Below are 17,588 nucleotides of genomic sequence, written 5' to 3'. Positions count from 1 at the left end.
GAACCCCAAGCCGTTCGTCTGGACGAAGACCGCCGACGACATCCTCGACACCCTCGCCGCATACTGCACACGAATTAACGACTCAGGACACTAGATCATTTACGGGACAGCCCTTAAGCGCTGTCCCGTAGGTCGGCACGCCGCCATAACACGATGGCGGCGATGATGATTTCTGAGCGGTAATAGGTGACGCGTTTGGCGTAGCGGCTGGCGATCGCGCGGAACTGTTTGAGTCGGTTGAAGCAGCGCTCGACGACGTTTCGGCCGGTGTAGCGCTCGGGAGGGTGCGGTACGGCATGGACCTAAATACGCGCTCGGCCTGGAGCTGGATGATCCCGGGTTCGACACGTCGGTGCTGTCCGAGTTCCGCACGCGACTGGCCGACCACGGGATGGAGAAGAAGGCGCTCGACCTGCTGCTGACCGCCCTCAAGAACCGGGGCCTGGCTGGCTCATGCTGCACCGTCGACTGGCCCGCGACTACGAGGCCCTGCCCACCCGCGCCGAAGCCGTGATACACATCGCCATGACCGACCTCATGGCCCGCCGCCTCACCGGCGAGAACACCATCTCCTGGCGCGACCCGACACCGCAGACCAAACAGCAAATTCCGGGATAAAACACCGGGATTAAACGACCTCTAAGATGATGTCTCACGTGGTGAGTTTGGCGGGTTTCTTGTAGCAGGTGAGCGTGGCGGCGAGGCCGAGGAAGGCGAGGAAGTGGCTGCCTTTGCGCTCGTACCGGACGGTGAGGCGGCGGTAGCCGAAGAGCCAGGAGATCGACCGCTCGATCTTCCAGCGGTGGCGTCCGAGCCGTTCGGAGGACTCGATGCCCGGGCGGGCGATACGAGCGATGATTCCGCGTTTGCGCAGCCAGGACAGGGTGTCGGCGGAGTGGTAGGCCTTATCGGCGCGGAGCTTGCCGGGGCGCCTGCAGCGCGGTCCGCGCCGGGACCGTACGTCCGGTATCGCCTTCACGAGAGGCTTGAGGGCCAGGCTGTCGTGCGTGTTGGCGCCGGACACACCGACCGCCAGAGGGATGCCCTGGGCCTCGGACAGCACGTGCAGCTTGCTGCCGGATTTGCCGCGTTCGACCGGGTTCGGACCGGTCAGCGAACCCCCCTTTTCGCCCGCACCGAGGCGGCATCGACGATCACCGACGTCCAGTCCAGCTCGCCGCGCGCACCGAGCTCGTCCAGTACGGCCCGGTGCAGTCGCCGCCACAGGCCCGCCTTCGTCCAGGCGGTGAACCGGCGGTGCGCGGTGGCCGGCGAGACCCCGAATGTCGGCGGCAGATGACGCCACGCACACCCGCTGGTCAGCACGTACACCACGGCAGTGAACACCGCCCGCTCGTCCAGCGGCGACGTACCGCCACCCTGGCGGCGCGGCGTGAACGACGGCAGCAACGGCGCGACCAGATCCCATAACCCGTCAGGAACCAGCCGCTGCGAAAGATCAGCACCCACAAAGAGCAATGATGCCGCACCCCACGACACAGCCACGTGAGACATCGTCTAAGGCCGGATGTACTCCACGTCGACCGTCACGTATGCGTCGATGTCGAGTTCATTCTCCGGGTCGAGCGGGTCAGGCTCTTGAGCAGCGCGGACTACAAGTGTGAGTGGATCGGCTTCTGTGTACTCGCCGGGTTGCACCTCCACAAACTTGTGGAGACTCGTGGCGAATTCGTCTTCAAAGGGAGGGTCATCGAATTGTCGGACGCTTAGGAGGAGACTTGCTGTGCCGACGTTGGCCAGTCGAGGCCCTACCATCCACTCTGCGTCGAAGACGAAGTCGGAAACGTTGAAGGGGGTTAGTGTGGTGTTCTGGTTGAAGAATACCCAAGCCTTCAAGAGGGACTTAGTATGCTTGATGTAATCCCACACCTCGAAGCGGAAACGGATATCGGCACTTGACTCGAACCAAGGCATATTGCCGAGCCCCTGGGGGTCCACCGTCTCGAAGTGGATCGTGAGTTTTTGCAGCAGTAGCTGGTAAGGCAGTTCTCGCTGTTCCCACTTGCCATCCACATCCATGACAGTGATCAGAGCGGTGCCCCCAAGGGTCAGGGCATCCAAACGTGCCCTCTGATCCATATCGGTAATTTTGTCGGTAGTCAACTGGTGGTGCAAGAGAGACACGAATGACGGTACAGTCAGCAGCGGATTTGGAAAGAATTTGAATCCGGCCCCTCCGATAACTATGCTTCCGGGCAAACCGATTTGCAGCAGAGCGTGGGTGTTAACCGAAGTGGCGACTTTGTTTCGGTAGAAAGTTCCGCCCACCCTCTCGCTGGTATCTGTGATTAGTGATGCCATCCCCCGCACGGCGAGAACGGTAACCTTATCGATCGCCTCCCTTTCCATGACATGTGGAGCCTCGTTCGCGTCGGCGACATGGTCAAGAGCCAGAACTGTGTACACCGAACCGGGGGCGAGATCTTTGGTGTATTTTCCTTTTCGACCGCTCAGGATGAGCATCCGGGAGTAGGCGTCTGGCTGGTTGATGTTGCGCTGGCTCTCGTACAAGAAGACATCGAACGGGTAGTCCCAATGGATAATGGCGGGAGCCGTAACGCGGGATACGACTAGTACCGGCGCATTCGCGGTGAGTGGCATGACAACCCTCCGCAGTCGTACGAGTGGGGACGTGCATTTATCGTCTCACCGTCTCCGTGCACGCGCGCGTCGCGGGCGACCCGCGCTGGCGGACGTGGCCGCACCGCCTACGGCCTCGGGACTGGTGGGCCCACATGCTGAGGTGTCGTGTATCCCAGCTTGGAGAGCCCTCTCTTCTTCGGCAAGAGCAGCAACCGCCGTGACCAGCAGGAACTATCCCTCCTCGCGCTCCATCTCCTCCACACGACGCTGGTCTTCGTCAATACGCTGCCAGTGCGGGGTGTGCAGTTCGGCTCGGTGCAGCCGCCGGCCAGCGTCAGCGTGCGGCCCTCGGGCGGGGAGTCCAGCCACTGCGCGCGCATGGCCTGGAGAGGATCGACGTCCGAGGCCAGGTCCGGCACCTCGGCCCGCAGGTCGTCGGTCCACTGCTGGGTGGGTCCGCGGCCGTTGACGTACAGTTCGCCGTCCCGGCCGCCGACCGCGAACAACACGCCGTGCCTGGCCGGGATGACCATCGCGCCTACCGGCTCGGAGACCTTGCCCTGGCGAACGAGCACTCCGGTGGCAACCTGGGCATCGGCCAGTGCCTATCCTCCAGCGGAGGCATCAGTTCCGGGGCGGGTGCGGTTGGCAGAGGCATCACGCCGTCTTCGGGTGCACCATCCAGGCCGCGGCCAGCGAGCGGGGTGTCCTCGTAGAAGGATGACCATCCCGGCCAGCAGCGGCATCTCCATCCTCAGCCGCTCGGCCACCGACGGGGTGAGCCGCTCACCGTTGGCCAGCACCTGCCGACTCTTGCCGACCGCGACCGACAGCACCTCGCCGTCCGGGGTGAATTGACACTTCGGCTCCGTGCCCCCGCTCCATCAGCCCGGTGTCCACCACCCGGTCCCCGGGGCGCGCAGGACGCGCTCCATCTCGGCCCGCGGAAACAGCGGGGTCACCGCTGGCCGTGCCACAGACTGACGGCGTGCGTCCCGCTCGGCACGCTGTTTCTTGATCCGCCCCATCGTCGTCGGGGGTGTGCTCGTATAGCTACCGCCAGGTAGCGCATAGCACTCTGTAACGGAGTTCCAGCGAGGGTCGGGCACACCGGCCAAGCCACTAGCCTGCTCTGACGTTCCACCAGATGCGACCCGGGGTCCTGTGCTCGTGAAGCTGTGGCCAGAGACTTCCTAGCGGTTCGGCCAGCGATGCGGATCGTCTGACCCGGTGCCCCTCAGGTCCTTCGCCGCAGATTATGCAGACGCCGGGGAACAGGAGTGCATCACGGTAAGTGTGCATGCCTCCTGCGGGGGGGCGCTCAGGCACTGGGATGGAGAAGGCGCCGTTTACGAGTGCGGTCCGGGGCGGGCCGGATGGCCGGGTGTCCTGCGACGAAACGGCAGCATAGTTCGATCACAATCGGTCCGAGATGGCCAGAATCGCAAGGCGCCCATCATTGAAACGTTTATCGAGGCGCGTTTCACGTGGAAAAGTTGACGTATTACGTCGATGCATCATAGTTTTCTGAGGCTCACTCAGCTCAGCCTATACGCAAGGGGATTCCGTGCTCTTCGCACAACTAGGACTGACTCAGCACGACTCTCTGACGGCCGCCCAGGTAGCCGCGAGCGAGGCTGCTACGGCGTCGGGCGGACGAGTCTTCACCTGCGTCGTCTTCCAGCAGGGAGGGCGCCTCATGCTCACAACCGCCTTCTCGTATGCATTCCTCGTCAAGCACGTGGTCGCCGACGCTGCGGTCAAGGGCGGCAACCCGCGTATGGCCACCAACCGCCCGATTGACGCCAACCACGTCAGGTCCATCACCAAGTACCTGACCGATAACGAGAAGGATTACATCCTTCCACCGGTCACTCTGAACGTCCGCACTATCCCCGCCATCCACATCCCCCGGGGCAACTTCGCTATGACGGCCGGCTTCGTCGTCATCGGCGACGAGACCAAGTTCTCCGTCACCGACGGCCAGCACAGGCTCGCCGCCATCGCAAAGCGCAGCGACAGCCTCATTGACACGGACTCCCCCTTCCTGAGCGACAGCATCTCCGTCGTCATCGTCGCGGAGCCTGACGTTGCCCGGATCCACCAGGACTTCGCCGACGCGGCGCAGACCAAGCAGATCCCGGCCAGCCTTCTGGCCGCCTACAACACGCGTGAGCCCCTGAACCGTGTCCTCACGAAGATCGTGGATGGAGCTGCCCTATTCGCAGGGCGCATCGACGAAACCTCCAAGAGCCTGTCGAAGCTCTCCTCAGCAATCTTCCTGCTCAACCAGGTGCGCGGGCTGGTCAAGGAGCTCTTGTTCCAGGACTACGCGCTCAGCGAGGCGAGCATCCCGGCCCGCAGCCTCCAGTCCATCGGAACCACAGAGAAGCAGGACGCCTTCGTCAGCAGGACCCTGGCGATGCTCGACATCCTTACTCGGAACATGGACCCCTGGCGCTCCGTCGCCGACTTGCCCACGAGCGGGGGGCCGGCCAACCAGGTGGTGGACTTCCGCAAGCACTACATCAACATGACCGCCACCGGACTGGTCATCATCGGGCACGTGGCCTTCGAGATCGAGAAGAACATGGACCCGGAGTGGCGGGAGGATCGATACGTCGACCTCGCCACCAAGATTGACTGGCGCCGAAACGCGCCGATCTGGCAGGGGAACATCATCACTGGAGACAAGATCACCACTACCAGGTCTCCCGGACGGATCGCAGCCGACAAGGTCATGGAGGCGATTGGCGTTCCCGTCCGCCGCAAGAGCTCGACCGTCCCTCAGCCCACGCAAGAGACCTTCATCTCAGAGCGCGTGGGCTGAGGCTCGGTCGATTGTCCGGCCTGCCAATCGACGGCTCGCGTGATGCCAACGGCAGCGTTCGCCTGGCCGCCTGCGTCCGAAACCCGCGGTGTCGGTCGGCACCCTGCGAATAGGCGCCCGGCGGCTTGACTCGGGTCGGTAGGACCCCGAGGTATCGCGTAGGCCGGGCAGGGATCGCTGGCTGCGCAGTGCTAGGCGCGGCGAGGCGTGGGGGCTCGTACGGCAACGAAGTACAGCAACTATGACGACCACAGGTCACTGCTCCGGGCCTCTAACATCCGCGTGACCAGTCCAGACGACCTCAGCAACCTCCCCGACCGTAGTTCGCATCGAGGGGGCACACCACGACACCCCCGCTCGGGCCGCCTCTGAGCCGTGCGGGGGTCCTCAACTACGACCAACGCTGACAACCGCCGACAACTAAACCGCAGGTCGCAGCGTTGATCGATTACGTGGCCGTAGGCCAGGGGCCGCCCCTTCACCTCTTCGACGTATGATCGGACCGCGCGTGCCGCACGCGTGGATCGTCCGACGCCCCCGCTCTGTTTCTCAGGGCGGGGGCGTCGTCGTATGGTTTCTGGCACTGCTGTTCGAGAACGGGTGACGGGGGAGATACGGGGATGGCTGAACAGGGCGATACGGAGCGGGAGTTCGACTTCAGGTGGGCGGCCGAGGCGGCGCACAAGGAGCCCTCCGCACGGGCGCGGATGCTGGCCGCCCGGTGGAAGGAGAACCCGCCCCAGCCGGTGCCGTTCCGGGGTGACCCCGGGCCGGTGGCGCCACGCCGGTCTTCGTGGGCGTCGACGGCGCTCGTTTTGGGATGCGTGGTCGCCGTGGTTCTGCTGCTGGGGTACCTGCGGTTCCGGGCACCGTATTAGACCGTATTCGAACAGGGGGCAATCCGGCTTACTGCCAGGGCTGTTGGGCTGTGCGGTGCTACTTTTGTGCCCCTTCTCGCTCACCGTCGGTGTCCAGGTCAGCACAAGAACGGTTGGTCCGGTGACAACAGTCCGTCCTTCGCGTACCGCTGTCGTCGTGACAGCGCTTCCCGTGGAGTTCTCCCCGCTGCTGGACCGTCTCCGGTCTCAGAACGCCCGGCCCACGGGGCAGCGGAGAGTCAACGCCACCGTGGTGCAGACCTTCGAGCTCGACGGCGTCTACGCCTCGTGGACCGTGCATCTGGCCCAGGTGGGCGTGACGAACGTGGTCGCCGCGCTGGGCACGCACGGTCTCCTGGAGGTCCTGCGGCCGGACGTCGCGCTCCTGGTCGGGATCGCGGGCAGCCTCAAGGACGACATCCCGCCGGGGGACGTCATCGTCGCCACCAAGGTGTACGAGATCCACGGTGCCAAGGTGTCGGCGGAGGGCAGCGGCGCCCGGCCCGACGCCGTGGACACCTCGCTCGCCCTGTGGCAGACGGCGCTCTACGCGGACGTCCGCAGCACGTGCCACTTCAAGCCGATCGCCTCCGGTGACGTCGTGCTCGACACCAAGTCGGGTGATCTGCGCAGGCTGCTCAACAGCACCTATCAGGACGCGGCGGCCCTGGAGATGGAGGGTTTCGGCTTCTGCAAGGCAGCGCAGCGCCACCGTACGGAAGCTCTCGTGATCCGTGGGATCAGCGACCGTGCGGACGGGGAGAAGGGCGCGGCCGACGCCGAGGGCGGCCAGCAGCGGGCCGCCGCCCACGCGGCCGAGGTGGCCGTCGCGGTGCTGTTGCAGCACCAGCCCGAGAGCACCGGCACGCACCCGGTGCCGCCGAAACCGCCACAGCCACCGGAGAGGAAGGGCGTCTGGAAGCGCCGGGCGAAGGTCTGGTTGCCGCTGACCGCCGCGGTGGTGGCCCTCGGGATCGTCGTCCACTCGTGCGGGGGCGACGGGGGTGGGACCGGCGGCGACGACCCCACGCCGCTGTCCGGGCCCGTCGCGCCCGCTCTGCCGGCCTGTGATCACGCGGAGCCCGCGCCGCTCGTCATCGCCGCCTCCGTCGACAAGTCGGAGTCCATGCGGCGGGCGGCCAAGGACTACGGCGACCGGGCCGCGGGCGGAACGTGCCTGCGCGTCGAGGTCGAGGACAAGAACTCGGGTGACGGGATGCGCGCCCTGGTCGCGGGCTGGCGCGAGTCCGACGGGGCGAAGCCGGACGTGTGGGCGCCGGCCGGCAGCTCGTGGCTGTCGCTGGCCAGGGCCGGCGCGAAGGGGAAGAACGCGCGGCTGTTCCCCAAACAGGCCGAATCGATCGTGCAGAGCCCGTTGACCATCGCCATGCCGAAGCCGATGGCCGAGGCGCTGGACTGGCCCGAGCGGCGGTTCACCTGGAGTCAGCTCGCCGAGTGGACGAAGAGCGCCGACGGCTTCTGGGCGGGGCACAAGAAGCCGGAGTGGGGTCCCTTCAGGCTCGGCAAGACCAACCCGTGGTACTCCACGTCCGGGCTCAACGCGACCGTCGCGGCCTTCTACGCCAAGACGGGCACCAGCGGCGAGCTGGCCGTCCGGCACATCGACGACGGCGGCAACCAGGAGTTCGTCAAGAGCATCGAGCAGGCCGCGGTCCACTACGGCGACACCACGCTTACCTTCCTCTCGCATCTCCGCGAGGCGGACCGCACCAGCCCGCAGAAGGCGATGTCGTACATCTCCGCCGTCACGCTGGAGGAGAACACGGTGGCGGCCTACAACGCGGGCTACCCCTGCGGCGCGCTCAGCACGGCGGACGGCTGTGCGAGGACGACCCCGCCGGACACCCCGTTGGTCGCGTTCTACCCGAAGGACGGCGTGCCGTTCTCCGAGCACCCGTACATCGAGCTGACCGGGATGAGCGCCGCCAAGAAGGCGGTCGCCGACGACTTCCTGCGGTACCTCCAGAGCCCCGACGTCTACGGCAAGCGGTTCGCCCCCTACGGGTTCCGCACCCACGAGGGCAGGATCCCCGCGAAGTCCGCGCTGCTCACCGAGGCCAACGGGGTCCTGCCCGAGGCGTCGTTCACCCGTATGCCGATGCCCGAGGGCGCCGTCCTCCAGGAGCTGCTGGAGGTCTGGCCCACGCTGCGCCGACGGGCGAACGTCCGCATCGTCATCGACACCTCGGAGTCGATGAACGACGTGATCCCGGGCACCGGCGACACCAAGATGGCGCGCCTGAAGCAGGCCGAGGCCAACCTGTTCCACGAGTTCACCGGCAGCGACCGGGTCGGTCTGTGGAAGTTCTCCGACGCCTATGTCCTCGGCGGCGGCCACGACTACAAGGAACTGGTGCCGCTCGGCCGGTACGACCAGAAGCTGCCCGGCGGCACCCGCGCCGCCCTGCTGTCCGCCAACGTCGCGGGCCTGGACGCGGACGGCGCGACCGGTCTCTACGACACGCTCGACGCCGCGACCACGGCCATGCGCGACGACTACGACCCCCGGGCCATCAACGCGATCGTGCTGCTCACCGACGGCCACAACGAGGACGGCGACAGCCTCACCAAGGCCGAGCTGCTGAAGCGGATCAAGGACCCGGCCCGGCCCCAGATCCGGGTCTTCACCATCGCGTACGGGAGCAAGGCGGACGAGGACGACACCGACGGCCGCAGCGTGCTCGAGGAGATCGCGGACGCCAGCGGCGGCCAGGCCTACGACGCCAAGAAGGCGGAGACGATCGAGCAGGTCATCACCAGCGTGATCTCCAATTTCTAACCTGTTCCTTTACTTCCCGCAGGGGCGATCTCGGGCTGTCCATGGGCGGCGCGGGCGCACAATGGGCGGTGGGGCGAGTGCCTGACTGCGGGGTGATGCAGATGCAGAGCCGTTTCCGGAGCGACCGGGGTCTGACCGTGCGGATGACGGTCACCTTGTTCCTGCTCGGATTTCTGTACGTGGCGTTCGTCGTCGCGTTGATCGTGTTGTTGAAGTCGTGGGTGCTGGTCGTCGTGCTCATGGCGATCATGTTCGTCGCGCAGTTCTGGTTCTCCGACCGGATCGCGATGTTCGCGATGCGCGGGCGGGTCGTGGAGCGCGCCGAGTATCCCGAGCTGCACGCCGTCGTGGACCGGCTGTGCGCCCTGTCCGACATGCCCAAGCCCATCGTCGCCGTGTCCGACATGGACATGCCCAACGCGTTCGCGACCGGGCGCAATCCCGAGCACGCGGTGGTGTGCGTGACGACCGGGCTGCTGCGGCGGCTGGAGCCGGCCGAGCTGGAGGGCGTGCTCGCGCACGAGCTGTCGCACGTGGCGCACAAGGACGTGGCCGTGATCACGGTCGCGTCGTTCCTGGGCGTGATCGCGGGGCTGATCGTGCGGTTCGCGTTCTACTCGCAGCTCTTCGGCGGCGGGCGCCGCGACCAGAACACCGCGTTCGTCTTCGCCGTCGTGATGGGCGTCTCGGCGGCCGTGTACGCGCTGAGCTTCCTCCTCATCCGGGCGCTGTCGCGGTACCGGGAGCTGGCGGCGGACCGGGCGGCGGCGCATCTGACCGGCCGCCCCTCGGCGCTGGCCGCCGCGCTGACGAAGGTGTCCGGCGACATCGCCCGCATCCCGACGAAGGACCTGCGGACGGCCCAGGCGTTCAACGCCTTCTATTTCACCCCGGCGACCGGCCGCGAGCCGGGCATCGAACGGTACTTCTCCACCCACCCGAGTCTGGAGCAGCGGCTCGAACAGCTCGGGCGGATCTCCGCCGAGCTGGGCGAGGCGGCCACTCCTGGAAAGGCGAGCTGAGGCACACATGGGGCTGTTGGACATCCTGCTCGGCCGGACGAAACCGGTCGTGCCCGACCTCGACCAGTTGTTCGCGCTGCCGTCGGCGGCGGTGACGCTGGAGGCGGCGGCCGGGTTCGTCCCGACCGGGCAGGGAGCGGTGTGCTTCGCGACCGTCGAGGGCTCGGCCTTCGACCAGACGCACCGGGAGGTCCAGGCGCTCCTCGACGCGGACACCGACCGCACCGGTCCCCCGGTACGGCTCCTACGCGACGGCTACGGCTACTCCTGGCTGGTCTCGCAACGCACCCCCGACCAACTGTCGCTCCTGGTCAACGACCTGCACGCGGTGAACAGCGCGATGGAGGTCAACGGCTTCGGCCCCCAACTGCTCTGCTCCCTCGCCGGATTCGAGGAGACGGGGACGGGCGGGGCGGAGAGCGGGGCCGACGGGAGCGGGCGTCGGCTGGCGCTCGTGTACCTGTACAAGCGGGGTTCGTTCTACCCGTTCGCGCCGCTGCCCGGTGGTGGACAGCGGCGCGACAACCCGCTGGAGCTACAGGTGAAGGCCACCCTGGCGAACGACCTGCGGATCGAACAGGACCTGAGCCGCTGGTTCCCGGTCTGGGGCGCCCCCGGCCTCTGAACCGGCCCTGCGACGCTCCCACCTGGAGGCATACCCTCGTCGCATGAGCGAACTGATCTCCTTCACGCACGCGTGCGACGGTGAACGACTCAGCGGCGTCCACGGCGGTGGCGACGGTGTCGGTGTCGGCAGCGGGCTGGGCGGTGCCACCGTCGTCCTGTTGCACGGGGCGGGGAACGGCAGTCATGAGCGACTGCTGCCGGTAGTCCGGGAGTTCACGGGCCACGGCTGCCGGGTCCTCGCCTTCGACTTCTCCGGGCATGGTGAAAGCAGCGGTGCGCTCGGGGAGTTGAGCTTGCGCCGGCGGTTCGGGCAGGCGGTCTCCGTGATCGACGCGCACGTTCCGGCGGACGGTCCGCTGGTGCTCGTCGGGTTCAGCATGAGCGGGCAGACGGTGGCCGACCTCGTCGCGCACTACGGCGACCGGGTGACCGCCCTGGGCCTGTGCTCGCCCGCCGTGTACGCCACCGAGGCGTGGGAGGTCCCGTTCGGGGACGGGGACGGGGAGTTCAGCGCGATCATCCGCAGGCCGGGGAGCTGGCAGGGGGCGCCCGCGCTCGACGTGCTGCGGGCGTACGAGGGCGATGCGGTGCTGGCCGTGCCGGGCACCGACACGGTGATCCCGGCGGCGGTGACCGAGTCCGTCCACGGCGCGCTGGGTGCCCGCGCCCGGTACACGAGGCTCGAACTGCCCGACGCGGGGCACCGGTTGGGCGAGTGGTTTCACGACCACGCCGACGACCGACGGAAGTTCGTGACGACGGTGCTGGCGGCCCTGTCGAAGTCCCCGCTGCCGGAACGGAGTTGATCTCGGACCCCCGGCTGTCACACGCCCGGCGCGGCCTTCACCACCCCCGCCGCGATCGCCGCGCACAGGGCCGCGTGGTCGGCGGCGGTGCGGTCGGCGTAGGCGAGGGCGAAGTCGGCGACGGCGCGTTCGAAGGTGTCGGCGCCGCCGAGGTAGCCGGCGATGGCGACGCGGTCGCCGGAGCGGGCGTGGGCGCGGGCCAGCGCGGTGCCGCACAGCCGGGCGTACGCCAGAAGGTCGGCCGGGGACATGCCGGCGACGTCGGCGGAGCCCTTCATGTCCCGTAGCTGACGCCAGTAGAAGGCGCGGCCCTGCGGCCCGGTCATCCAGCCCAGGAAGATGTCGCCGGCGGCCTGGAGCAGCCGCTGCCCGGCGACGACCCGGTGGCCGGGATGGCCGTAAGAACTGTGCGGGCCGTAGGTGCCGTAGGTGCCGTTCGGGAGGTGTTCCTCGAGGACGGACGCGCGGGCCTCCTTGATCTGTAGGAACAGCGGATCGTCGGTGTCGCGCCCGGCGAGCAGCACGATGAAGCAGCGGGTGCCGACGCTGCCGACGCCGACGACCTTGCGGGCGGCGTCGACGAAGCGGTAGCGGTCCAGCAGGACGCGGCGCTCCTCGGCGAGGGTGGAGCGGTAGTCGCTGAAGATCTTGCGCAGGGCGGCGCCGTCGGACGCGCCGGCCGGTTCGAGCAGCGGCGGGTCGTGGACGATCCGGCGGCGTCCGTCGACCGTCTCGGTGAGCTTGCCGACGGCCTGGAGGCTGGTGCGGCGGCGGGCCCGGGTGAGGCTGGCCTCGACGCGTCCGCGGTGGCGGGCTGAGCGCAGCAGGGGCAGCAGGCGCTCGACGTCGATGCACTCGTACCAGACGGCGAGTTCGCCGAGCCGGGACAGCCGTCGCATGCCGGTGCGGTAGGCGGCGACGGCCTCCAGGGTGGCGCGGTGCACCTTGGGCTCGGGGTGTCCGTTCTCGCGGGCGGCCACGGCGACGGAGGCGGCGAGCCGTTTGACGTCCCACTCGAAGGGGCCGGGGAACGTCTCGTCGAAGTCGTTGAGGTCGAAGAGCAGGGCCCGTTCCGGGGAGGCGTACACCCCGAAGTTGAGCAGGTGGGCGTCGCCGCAGAGTTGGACGGTCAGGCCGGTGTGCGGCTGGGACGCCAGGTCGGCGGCCATGACGGCGGCCGAGCCGCGCAGGAAGGCGAAGGGCGAGGCGGCCATCCGCCCGTAGCGGATCGGCAGCAGTTCGGGCAGCCGGTCGCGGCCCTGCCGTTCCAGTACGGCGACGGGGTCGGGCCGGTCGACGGGCGGCAGCCAGGCGGTGTGGGCGGAACGGGCGACGCGTTTACGGGCGTCCTTGCCGCGCCGGGCCCGGTCGGCGGCGGTGGTGGCGGTCATCGGTGTCTCCTGCGCACCACGGCTGCCTCCCGTCCGCCCGGCCCGGCCCCTCCGGCTTCCTGTTCGCAGTGAAGGCCAAGACGGGGGCGTCCGCATGCCGGGTCCGGCGAACGGGTGACGGTGCGGTGCGGGCGGCGGCGGGCCCGATTGTCAGTGGCGTCGGGCAGGATGCGAAGAGGGACGACGACGGGTGGAGGCCGGGATGGGTGACGGGCTGCGGTACATCGGGGTGGCGGAGCGGCGGGCGCGGCTGGCGCTGCGGCACCGGCTGGCCCCGCGGGCGCGGGTCGCGACGCCGGAGGCGGTGGCCGACGCGCTCGTCGCCCTGCACGGCAGCGACCCGGCGACGGTGTATCTGGCGGTCGGCGCCCGCCTCGCCGACCCGGCGGCGACCGTCCCGGAGACCGACCGGGCGCTGTACACGGATCGCAGCATGGTGCGGATGCACGGCATGCGGCACACGGTCTTCGTGTTCCCGACGGAGCTGACGGCCGTCGTACACGCCTCGACCGGTCTCGCGGTGGCCGCGCGGGAGCGGGCCAACCTGGTGAAGGACATGGCGAAGGCCGGCGCCCCGGACGCGGCCTGGCTGGCGGAGGTCGAGGTGTCGGCGCTGGCCGCCCTGGCCCGGCTCGGCCAGGCCACGGCGGCCGAGCTGTCCCGCGAGGAGCCGCGCCTGCGGGAGCAGTTCGTGTACGCGGCGGGGAAGAAGTACGAGGGCGTCCACACCGTCGTGACGCGGCTGCTGCGGGTGCTGGGGGTGGAGGGCAAGGTGGTCCGGGGCCGCCCGCTGGGCTCGTGGACGTCGAGCCAGTTCCGTTGGGCCGTCGCCCCCGCGCACCGCGAACTGCCCACGGCGGACGCCCAGTCGGAGCTGCTGCGGCACTGGCTGACGGCGTGCGGCCCGGCCACCGAGGCGGACCTCAAGTGGTGGACGGGCTGGCGGGTGACGGACGTCCGCCGGGCGCTGACCGCGATCGGGGCGCGGGCGGTGACGCTGGACGAGGGCACGGGGTACGTCGTCGAGGGGGACGAGGAGCCGGTGGCCGGCGCCGGGGAACCGTGGGCGGCCCTGCTGCCCGGCCTCGACCCGACCGCGATGGGCTGGCAGGGCCGGGACTGGTATCTGGCCCCGGAGCTGCGGCCCGCCCTGTTCGACTACAGCGGCAATGTGGGGCCGACGGTGTGGTGGGACGGGCGGGTGGTGGGGAGTTGGGCCCAGCGGTCCGACGGGGAGGTCGTGTGGCGGATCCTGGACGGGGCGGACGCGAAGGATTCGGAGGGGGCGGAAGGTGTGGGGAGCGAGGCCAAGGCGGCGATCGGGGCGCAGGCCGAGCGGTTGGGGGCGTGGCTGGGGGCGACCCGGGTGACCCCGAGGTTCCGGACGCCGGTGGAGAAGGAGTTGGCGGGGTGAGTGGTGCGAGTGCGGTGAGTGGTGTGGCTTGTCGCGCGGGAGCGCCGGGCGCCGTCACTGACGACGGCGCCCGGCGTCCGGCTCACCGCGAGTAACGCAGCAGCGCGCGCACCATGTGGCACGTCGTGTCCGACGGCGGGTGGACGCCGATCAACTGGGCCGTGCTGCGGATCTTCTCGTTGCGGGCCTGGTTCGGCATGTACACCCCCAGGTCGAGCAGGGCGATCGTCAGGCGCATGGCCTTGAGGCGACGGTTGTGCATGACGTACCAGTCGCGCGGTCGCCCGGGCGGCAACGGCCGCTTCTCGACGGGCACATAGGGCAGATCGAGCTGGACGGGACGCTTGGCGGTGGACTGGGTCGGTATCGGCAACGGCTTCTGCTTCAGTGCGGCAGCGGGCACGGGCATCCTCCTGTCGCGGACAGGGTCCGACCCGGAACCCCTCCGGCGGACCCTCGAACACTGCTTCTATTCTACCGCCCACCACTGACAAAAGCCCCTGATCACAGGGGCTTTCGGCGTCTTCGAACGCTACCGTGTACGCCATGGAGATCTGGATCAACCCCGCCTGTTCCAAGTGCCGCGGCGCCCTCACCCTCCTCGACGCCGAGGGCGCCGACTACACCGTCCGCCGCTACCTGGAGGACGTACCGAGCGAGGACGAGATCAGGGACGTACTCGACCGCCTCGGCCTGGAACCCTGGGACATCATCCGCGCCCAGGAGGCCGACGCGAAGGAACTCGGCCTGAAGGACTGGGCGCGGGACGCGGACTCGCGTGGACGCTGGATCACCGCGCTCGCCGCGCACCCCAAGCTCATCCAGCGCCCGATCATCACCGCCGAGGACGGCACCGCGCTGGTGGCCCGCACGGACGAGGCCGTACGCGACGCCCTGTCCCGCCGGCCGTGACCGGGAAGGCCTGTCCCGCTGGACGAGGTCCGCGCCTCAACCCCATCGCATACGAGACGGTCGGCGACCGCCGCCGATCGCCCCGCCGCGACGGCGAACCGCAACTTCCGGCCGGGTCGGTGTCCTCACGCGGTGAGTCCCGCCACAGAACCACCAGGTAACACGGGGTTCACATTTGAGCAATGATCGGGAAATCGCCTGTTGACAAACTTCCGGGCAAACAGGTGGCGCCCCAGTGCCGCAGCGCCGCAGCACCCGCAAGTGCGTCAGACACACCCCCGAAGGAAGTGGCCCGTGACCTTCAAGGCTGAGTACATCTGGATCGACGGCACCCAGCCGACCGCCAAGCTCCGCTCCAAGACCAAGATCATCACGGGTGAGCCCGTCGGTCTGGACGCGCTCCCGATCTGGGGCTTCGACGGGTCGTCCACGAACCAGGCCGAGGGCCACTCCTCGGACCGTGTCCTCAAGCCGGTCTTCACCTGCCCCGACCCGATCCGCGGCGGCGACGACATCCTCGTCCTGTGCGAGGTCCTCGAGATCGACATGACGCCGCACGCGTCCAACACCCGTGCCGCGCTCGCCGAGGTCGCCGCGAAGTTCGCCGGTCAGGAGCCGATCTTCGGCATCGAGCAGGAGTACACGTTCTTCCAGGACGGCTACCCGCTCGGCTTCCCCAAGGGCGGCTTCCCGGCCCCGCAGGGCGGCTACTACTGCGGCGTCGGCGCCGACGAGATCTTCGGCCGTGAGGTCGTCGAGGCGCACCTGGACAACTGCCTGGCCGCCGGTCTCGCGATCTCCGGCATCAACGCCGAGGTCATGCCCGGCCAGTGGGAGTTCCAGGTCGGTCCGGTCTCGCCGCTTGAGGTCTCCGACCACCTGTGGGTTGCCCGTTGGCTGCTCTACCGCACCGCCGAGGACTTCGGCATCTCCGCCACCCTCGACCCGAAGCCGGTCAAGGGCGACTGGAACGGCGCGGGCGCGCACACCAACTTCTCCACGAAGGCCATGCGCGAGGGCTACGAGGCGATCATCACCGCATGCGAGTCGCTCGGCGAGGGCTCGAAGCCGCTCGACCACGTCAAGCACTACGGCGCCGGCATCGACGACCGCCTGACGGGCCTGCACGAGACCGCCCCGTGGAACGAGTACTCCTACGGCGTCTCCAACCGCGGTGCCTCGGTCCGCATCCCGTGGCAGGTCGAGCAGGACGGCAAGGGGTACATCGAGGACCGCCGTCCCAACGCCAACGTCGACCCGTACCTGGTGACGCGGCTGATCGTCGACACCTGCTGCTCGGCGCTGGAGAAGGCCGGCCAGGTCTGATCCCCCGTTCTTCCCTGACAGGGGCGCCCACCGTCACGGTGGGCGCCCCTTTCTGCGTGGAAGCGTCCAAGCTGTGAGAAGAAGGCTCCTGTGACGGGCATGTGTCTGCTTCAATGGGGCCATGGCCAGCTTCCAGAAGTACTCCGCGACAGGTCGCCATGACCTCGAGCCCTTCTGGCCTTCCCGTCAGCACCACGACTTCGACCGGGTGTGTTGCCGCGCGACGAACGCGTCGGCCCGCTAAAGCCGCACACCCCGGCCTTCGCCGACGCGAGACGACGTACGTCCCTCCCGACGAACTCCTCGCGCGAAAGAGCTGACCTCTCATGGCGACCACTCGTTCTCTGTCCTCCGCTCTCCTCCCCAACGCCTTCGGCCCCGTCGGCCCCGCCCAGAGCGCCGCCCGGCACCGGCTGCGGGCCGTCGACCCGGACGAGGTGGTGGACGTCGCGGATCTGCTGCCGCCCGGCGCCACCTGGCTGCCCGCACCGCAGCACACCCTGCCCACACTGCCCGGCCGGCCCCCGATGGTCGGCTACCTGGTGCTGATCCCGGCGGACCAGCACCAGCCGTTCCAGCCAATCCCGCCAGCCCCGGTGCCGGTCCCGGTGGCGGAGAAGGGCGTCGGCGAGCCGCTCGTGCGGATCGACGCCGTGCAGCGCACCGCCGAGGTGGACGGGCGGCAACTCGACCTGACCTACCTGGAGTTCGAGCTGCTCGCACACCTGGTGGCGCACCCGAACCGGGTGCACACCCGCGACCAGCTCGTCACCACGGTGTGGGGCTACGGCCATGTCGGCGACGGCCGCACGGTCGACGTCCACATCGCCCGGCTGCGCCGCAAGCTGGGCGCGCAGCACCGCCAGTCGATCCAGACGGTGCGCCGGGTCGGCTACAAGTTCACCCCGCCGACCGCCCGCTGAGACCCTGTCCCGCCCCCTCCGCCCCCTCTGCTCTCGGCAGAGGGTGGTTCCGCTC

Annotated in this window: 15 protein-coding genes and 2 pseudogenes; 12 read left to right on the top strand and 5 right to left on the bottom strand. The window is 68.6% G+C overall.

All coding sequences use genetic code 11. From position 1 onward, the window contains the following. Positions 1-304 precede the first annotated feature (304 nt). Together BMZ82_RS41755 and BMZ82_RS12990 are read left to right on the top strand one after the other, a co-directional pair. Positions 305-386, top strand: a pseudogene (locus BMZ82_RS41755) (transposase); the annotation flags it as partial. Between the two features lie 58 nt (positions 387-444). After that, positions 445-618 (top strand): annotated as a pseudogene (locus BMZ82_RS12990) (IS5/IS1182 family transposase); the annotation flags it as partial. Positions 619-652: 34 nt separating this feature from the next. On the opposite strand, the gene BMZ82_RS12985 reads toward BMZ82_RS12990, so the two are convergent. The 3 genes from BMZ82_RS12985 to BMZ82_RS41750 all read right to left on the bottom strand — a co-directional run bounded on the left by BMZ82_RS12985 (position 653) and on the right by BMZ82_RS41750 (position 3,179). After that, positions 653-1,470 (bottom strand): IS5 family transposase gene (locus BMZ82_RS12985; RefSeq protein ID WP_093775025.1). Its coding sequence is split into 2 segments (ribosomal slippage): positions 653-1,128 and positions 1,128-1,470, totalling 819 coding nucleotides; the frame shifts between segments, so codons are not numbered across the junction. Positions 1,471-1,518: 48 nt separating this feature from the next. Continuing rightward, positions 1,519-2,622 (bottom strand): hypothetical protein, encoded by a 1,104-nt coding sequence (locus tag BMZ82_RS40205; RefSeq protein WP_143098850.1) that lies wholly within the window; start codon positions 2,620-2,622, stop codon positions 1,519-1,521. 107 nt (positions 2,623-2,729) lie between these two features. Further along, positions 2,730-3,179 (bottom strand): hypothetical protein, encoded by a 450-nt coding sequence (locus tag BMZ82_RS41750; RefSeq protein ID WP_256251880.1) that lies wholly within the window; start codon positions 3,177-3,179, stop codon positions 2,730-2,732. A 992-nt stretch (positions 3,180-4,171) separates the two neighbouring features. Between BMZ82_RS41750 and BMZ82_RS12970 the strand changes: the two genes are divergently transcribed. The 6 genes from BMZ82_RS12970 to BMZ82_RS12945 all read left to right on the top strand — a co-directional run bounded on the left by BMZ82_RS12970 (position 4,172) and on the right by BMZ82_RS12945 (position 11,567). Further along, on the top strand, positions 4,172-5,434 hold the full coding sequence (locus tag BMZ82_RS12970) for a DNA sulfur modification protein DndB (RefSeq protein ID WP_093775021.1): 1,263 nt from the start codon (positions 4,172-4,174) through the stop codon (positions 5,432-5,434). 620 nt (positions 5,435-6,054) lie between these two features. Beyond that, positions 6,055-6,312 carry an SCO2583/SCO2584 N-terminal domain-containing protein gene (locus BMZ82_RS12965; RefSeq protein ID WP_093775019.1) on the top strand — a complete coding sequence of 86 codons (258 nt, stop codon included), beginning with the start codon at positions 6,055-6,057 and terminating at the stop codon, positions 6,310-6,312. A gap of 157 nt (positions 6,313-6,469) precedes the next feature. After that, entirely contained in the window at positions 6,470-9,112 is a 2,643-nt protein-coding gene (locus tag BMZ82_RS12960) for a phosphorylase family protein (RefSeq protein ID WP_177244471.1), read from the top strand. 101 nt (positions 9,113-9,213) lie between these two features. Next, a complete protein-coding gene (gene htpX / locus BMZ82_RS12955) occupies positions 9,214-10,134 on the top strand; it encodes a zinc metalloprotease HtpX (protein WP_093775063.1) in 921 nt (306 codons plus the stop codon). Between the two features lie 7 nt (positions 10,135-10,141). Then, a complete protein-coding gene (locus BMZ82_RS12950; RefSeq protein ID WP_093775015.1) occupies positions 10,142-10,759 on the top strand; it encodes a PspA-associated protein PspAB in 618 nt (205 codons plus the stop codon). 43 nt (positions 10,760-10,802) lie between these two features. Then, complete coding sequence (locus BMZ82_RS12945) at positions 10,803-11,567, top strand: alpha/beta hydrolase (protein ID WP_093775013.1); 765 nt, start codon at positions 10,803-10,805, stop codon at positions 11,565-11,567. A gap of 17 nt (positions 11,568-11,584) precedes the next feature. Here the strand turns inward: BMZ82_RS12945 and BMZ82_RS12940 are convergent, their stop codons facing one another. Next, the gene (locus tag BMZ82_RS12940; protein WP_093775011.1) at positions 11,585-12,958 is read right to left on the bottom strand and encodes a DUF2252 domain-containing protein; all 1,374 of its coding nucleotides are present in this window, start codon (positions 12,956-12,958) and stop codon (positions 11,585-11,587) included. A gap of 202 nt (positions 12,959-13,160) precedes the next feature. On the opposite strand from BMZ82_RS12940, the gene BMZ82_RS12935 reads away from it, so the two are divergent. Next, positions 13,161-14,372 (top strand): winged helix DNA-binding domain-containing protein, encoded by a 1,212-nt coding sequence (locus tag BMZ82_RS12935; protein WP_093775009.1) that lies wholly within the window; start codon positions 13,161-13,163, stop codon positions 14,370-14,372. Between the two features lie 82 nt (positions 14,373-14,454). Here the strand turns inward: BMZ82_RS12935 and BMZ82_RS12930 are convergent, their stop codons facing one another. Beyond that, positions 14,455-14,775: a hypothetical protein gene (locus BMZ82_RS12930; RefSeq protein ID WP_093775007.1), complete on the bottom strand. Its 321-nt coding sequence runs from the start codon at positions 14,773-14,775 to the stop codon at positions 14,455-14,457. Positions 14,776-14,918: 143 nt separating this feature from the next. Between BMZ82_RS12930 and BMZ82_RS12925 the strand changes: the two genes are divergently transcribed. The 3 genes from BMZ82_RS12925 (at position 14,919) to BMZ82_RS12910 (ending at position 17,533) form a co-directional block, all read left to right on the top strand. Then, the gene (locus BMZ82_RS12925; RefSeq protein ID WP_093775061.1) at positions 14,919-15,284 is read left to right on the top strand and encodes an arsenate reductase family protein; all 366 of its coding nucleotides are present in this window, start codon (positions 14,919-14,921) and stop codon (positions 15,282-15,284) included. A 294-nt stretch (positions 15,285-15,578) separates the two neighbouring features. Then, complete coding sequence (gene glnII / locus BMZ82_RS12920) at positions 15,579-16,610, top strand: glutamine synthetase (protein WP_093775005.1); 1,032 nt, start codon at positions 15,579-15,581, stop codon at positions 16,608-16,610. Positions 16,611-16,936: 326 nt separating this feature from the next. Continuing rightward, positions 16,937-17,533, top strand: a complete 597-nt coding sequence (locus BMZ82_RS12910; RefSeq protein WP_093775001.1) for a winged helix-turn-helix domain-containing protein — start codon at positions 16,937-16,939, stop codon at positions 17,531-17,533. The last annotated feature ends 55 nt before the right edge of the window (positions 17,534-17,588 follow it).

It is taken from the genome of Streptomyces sp. yr375 (assembly GCF_900110755.1).
GTDB lineage: Bacteria > Actinomycetota > Actinomycetes > Streptomycetales > Streptomycetaceae > Streptomyces.
This window is presented reverse-complemented; position numbering and strand designations above follow the sequence as displayed.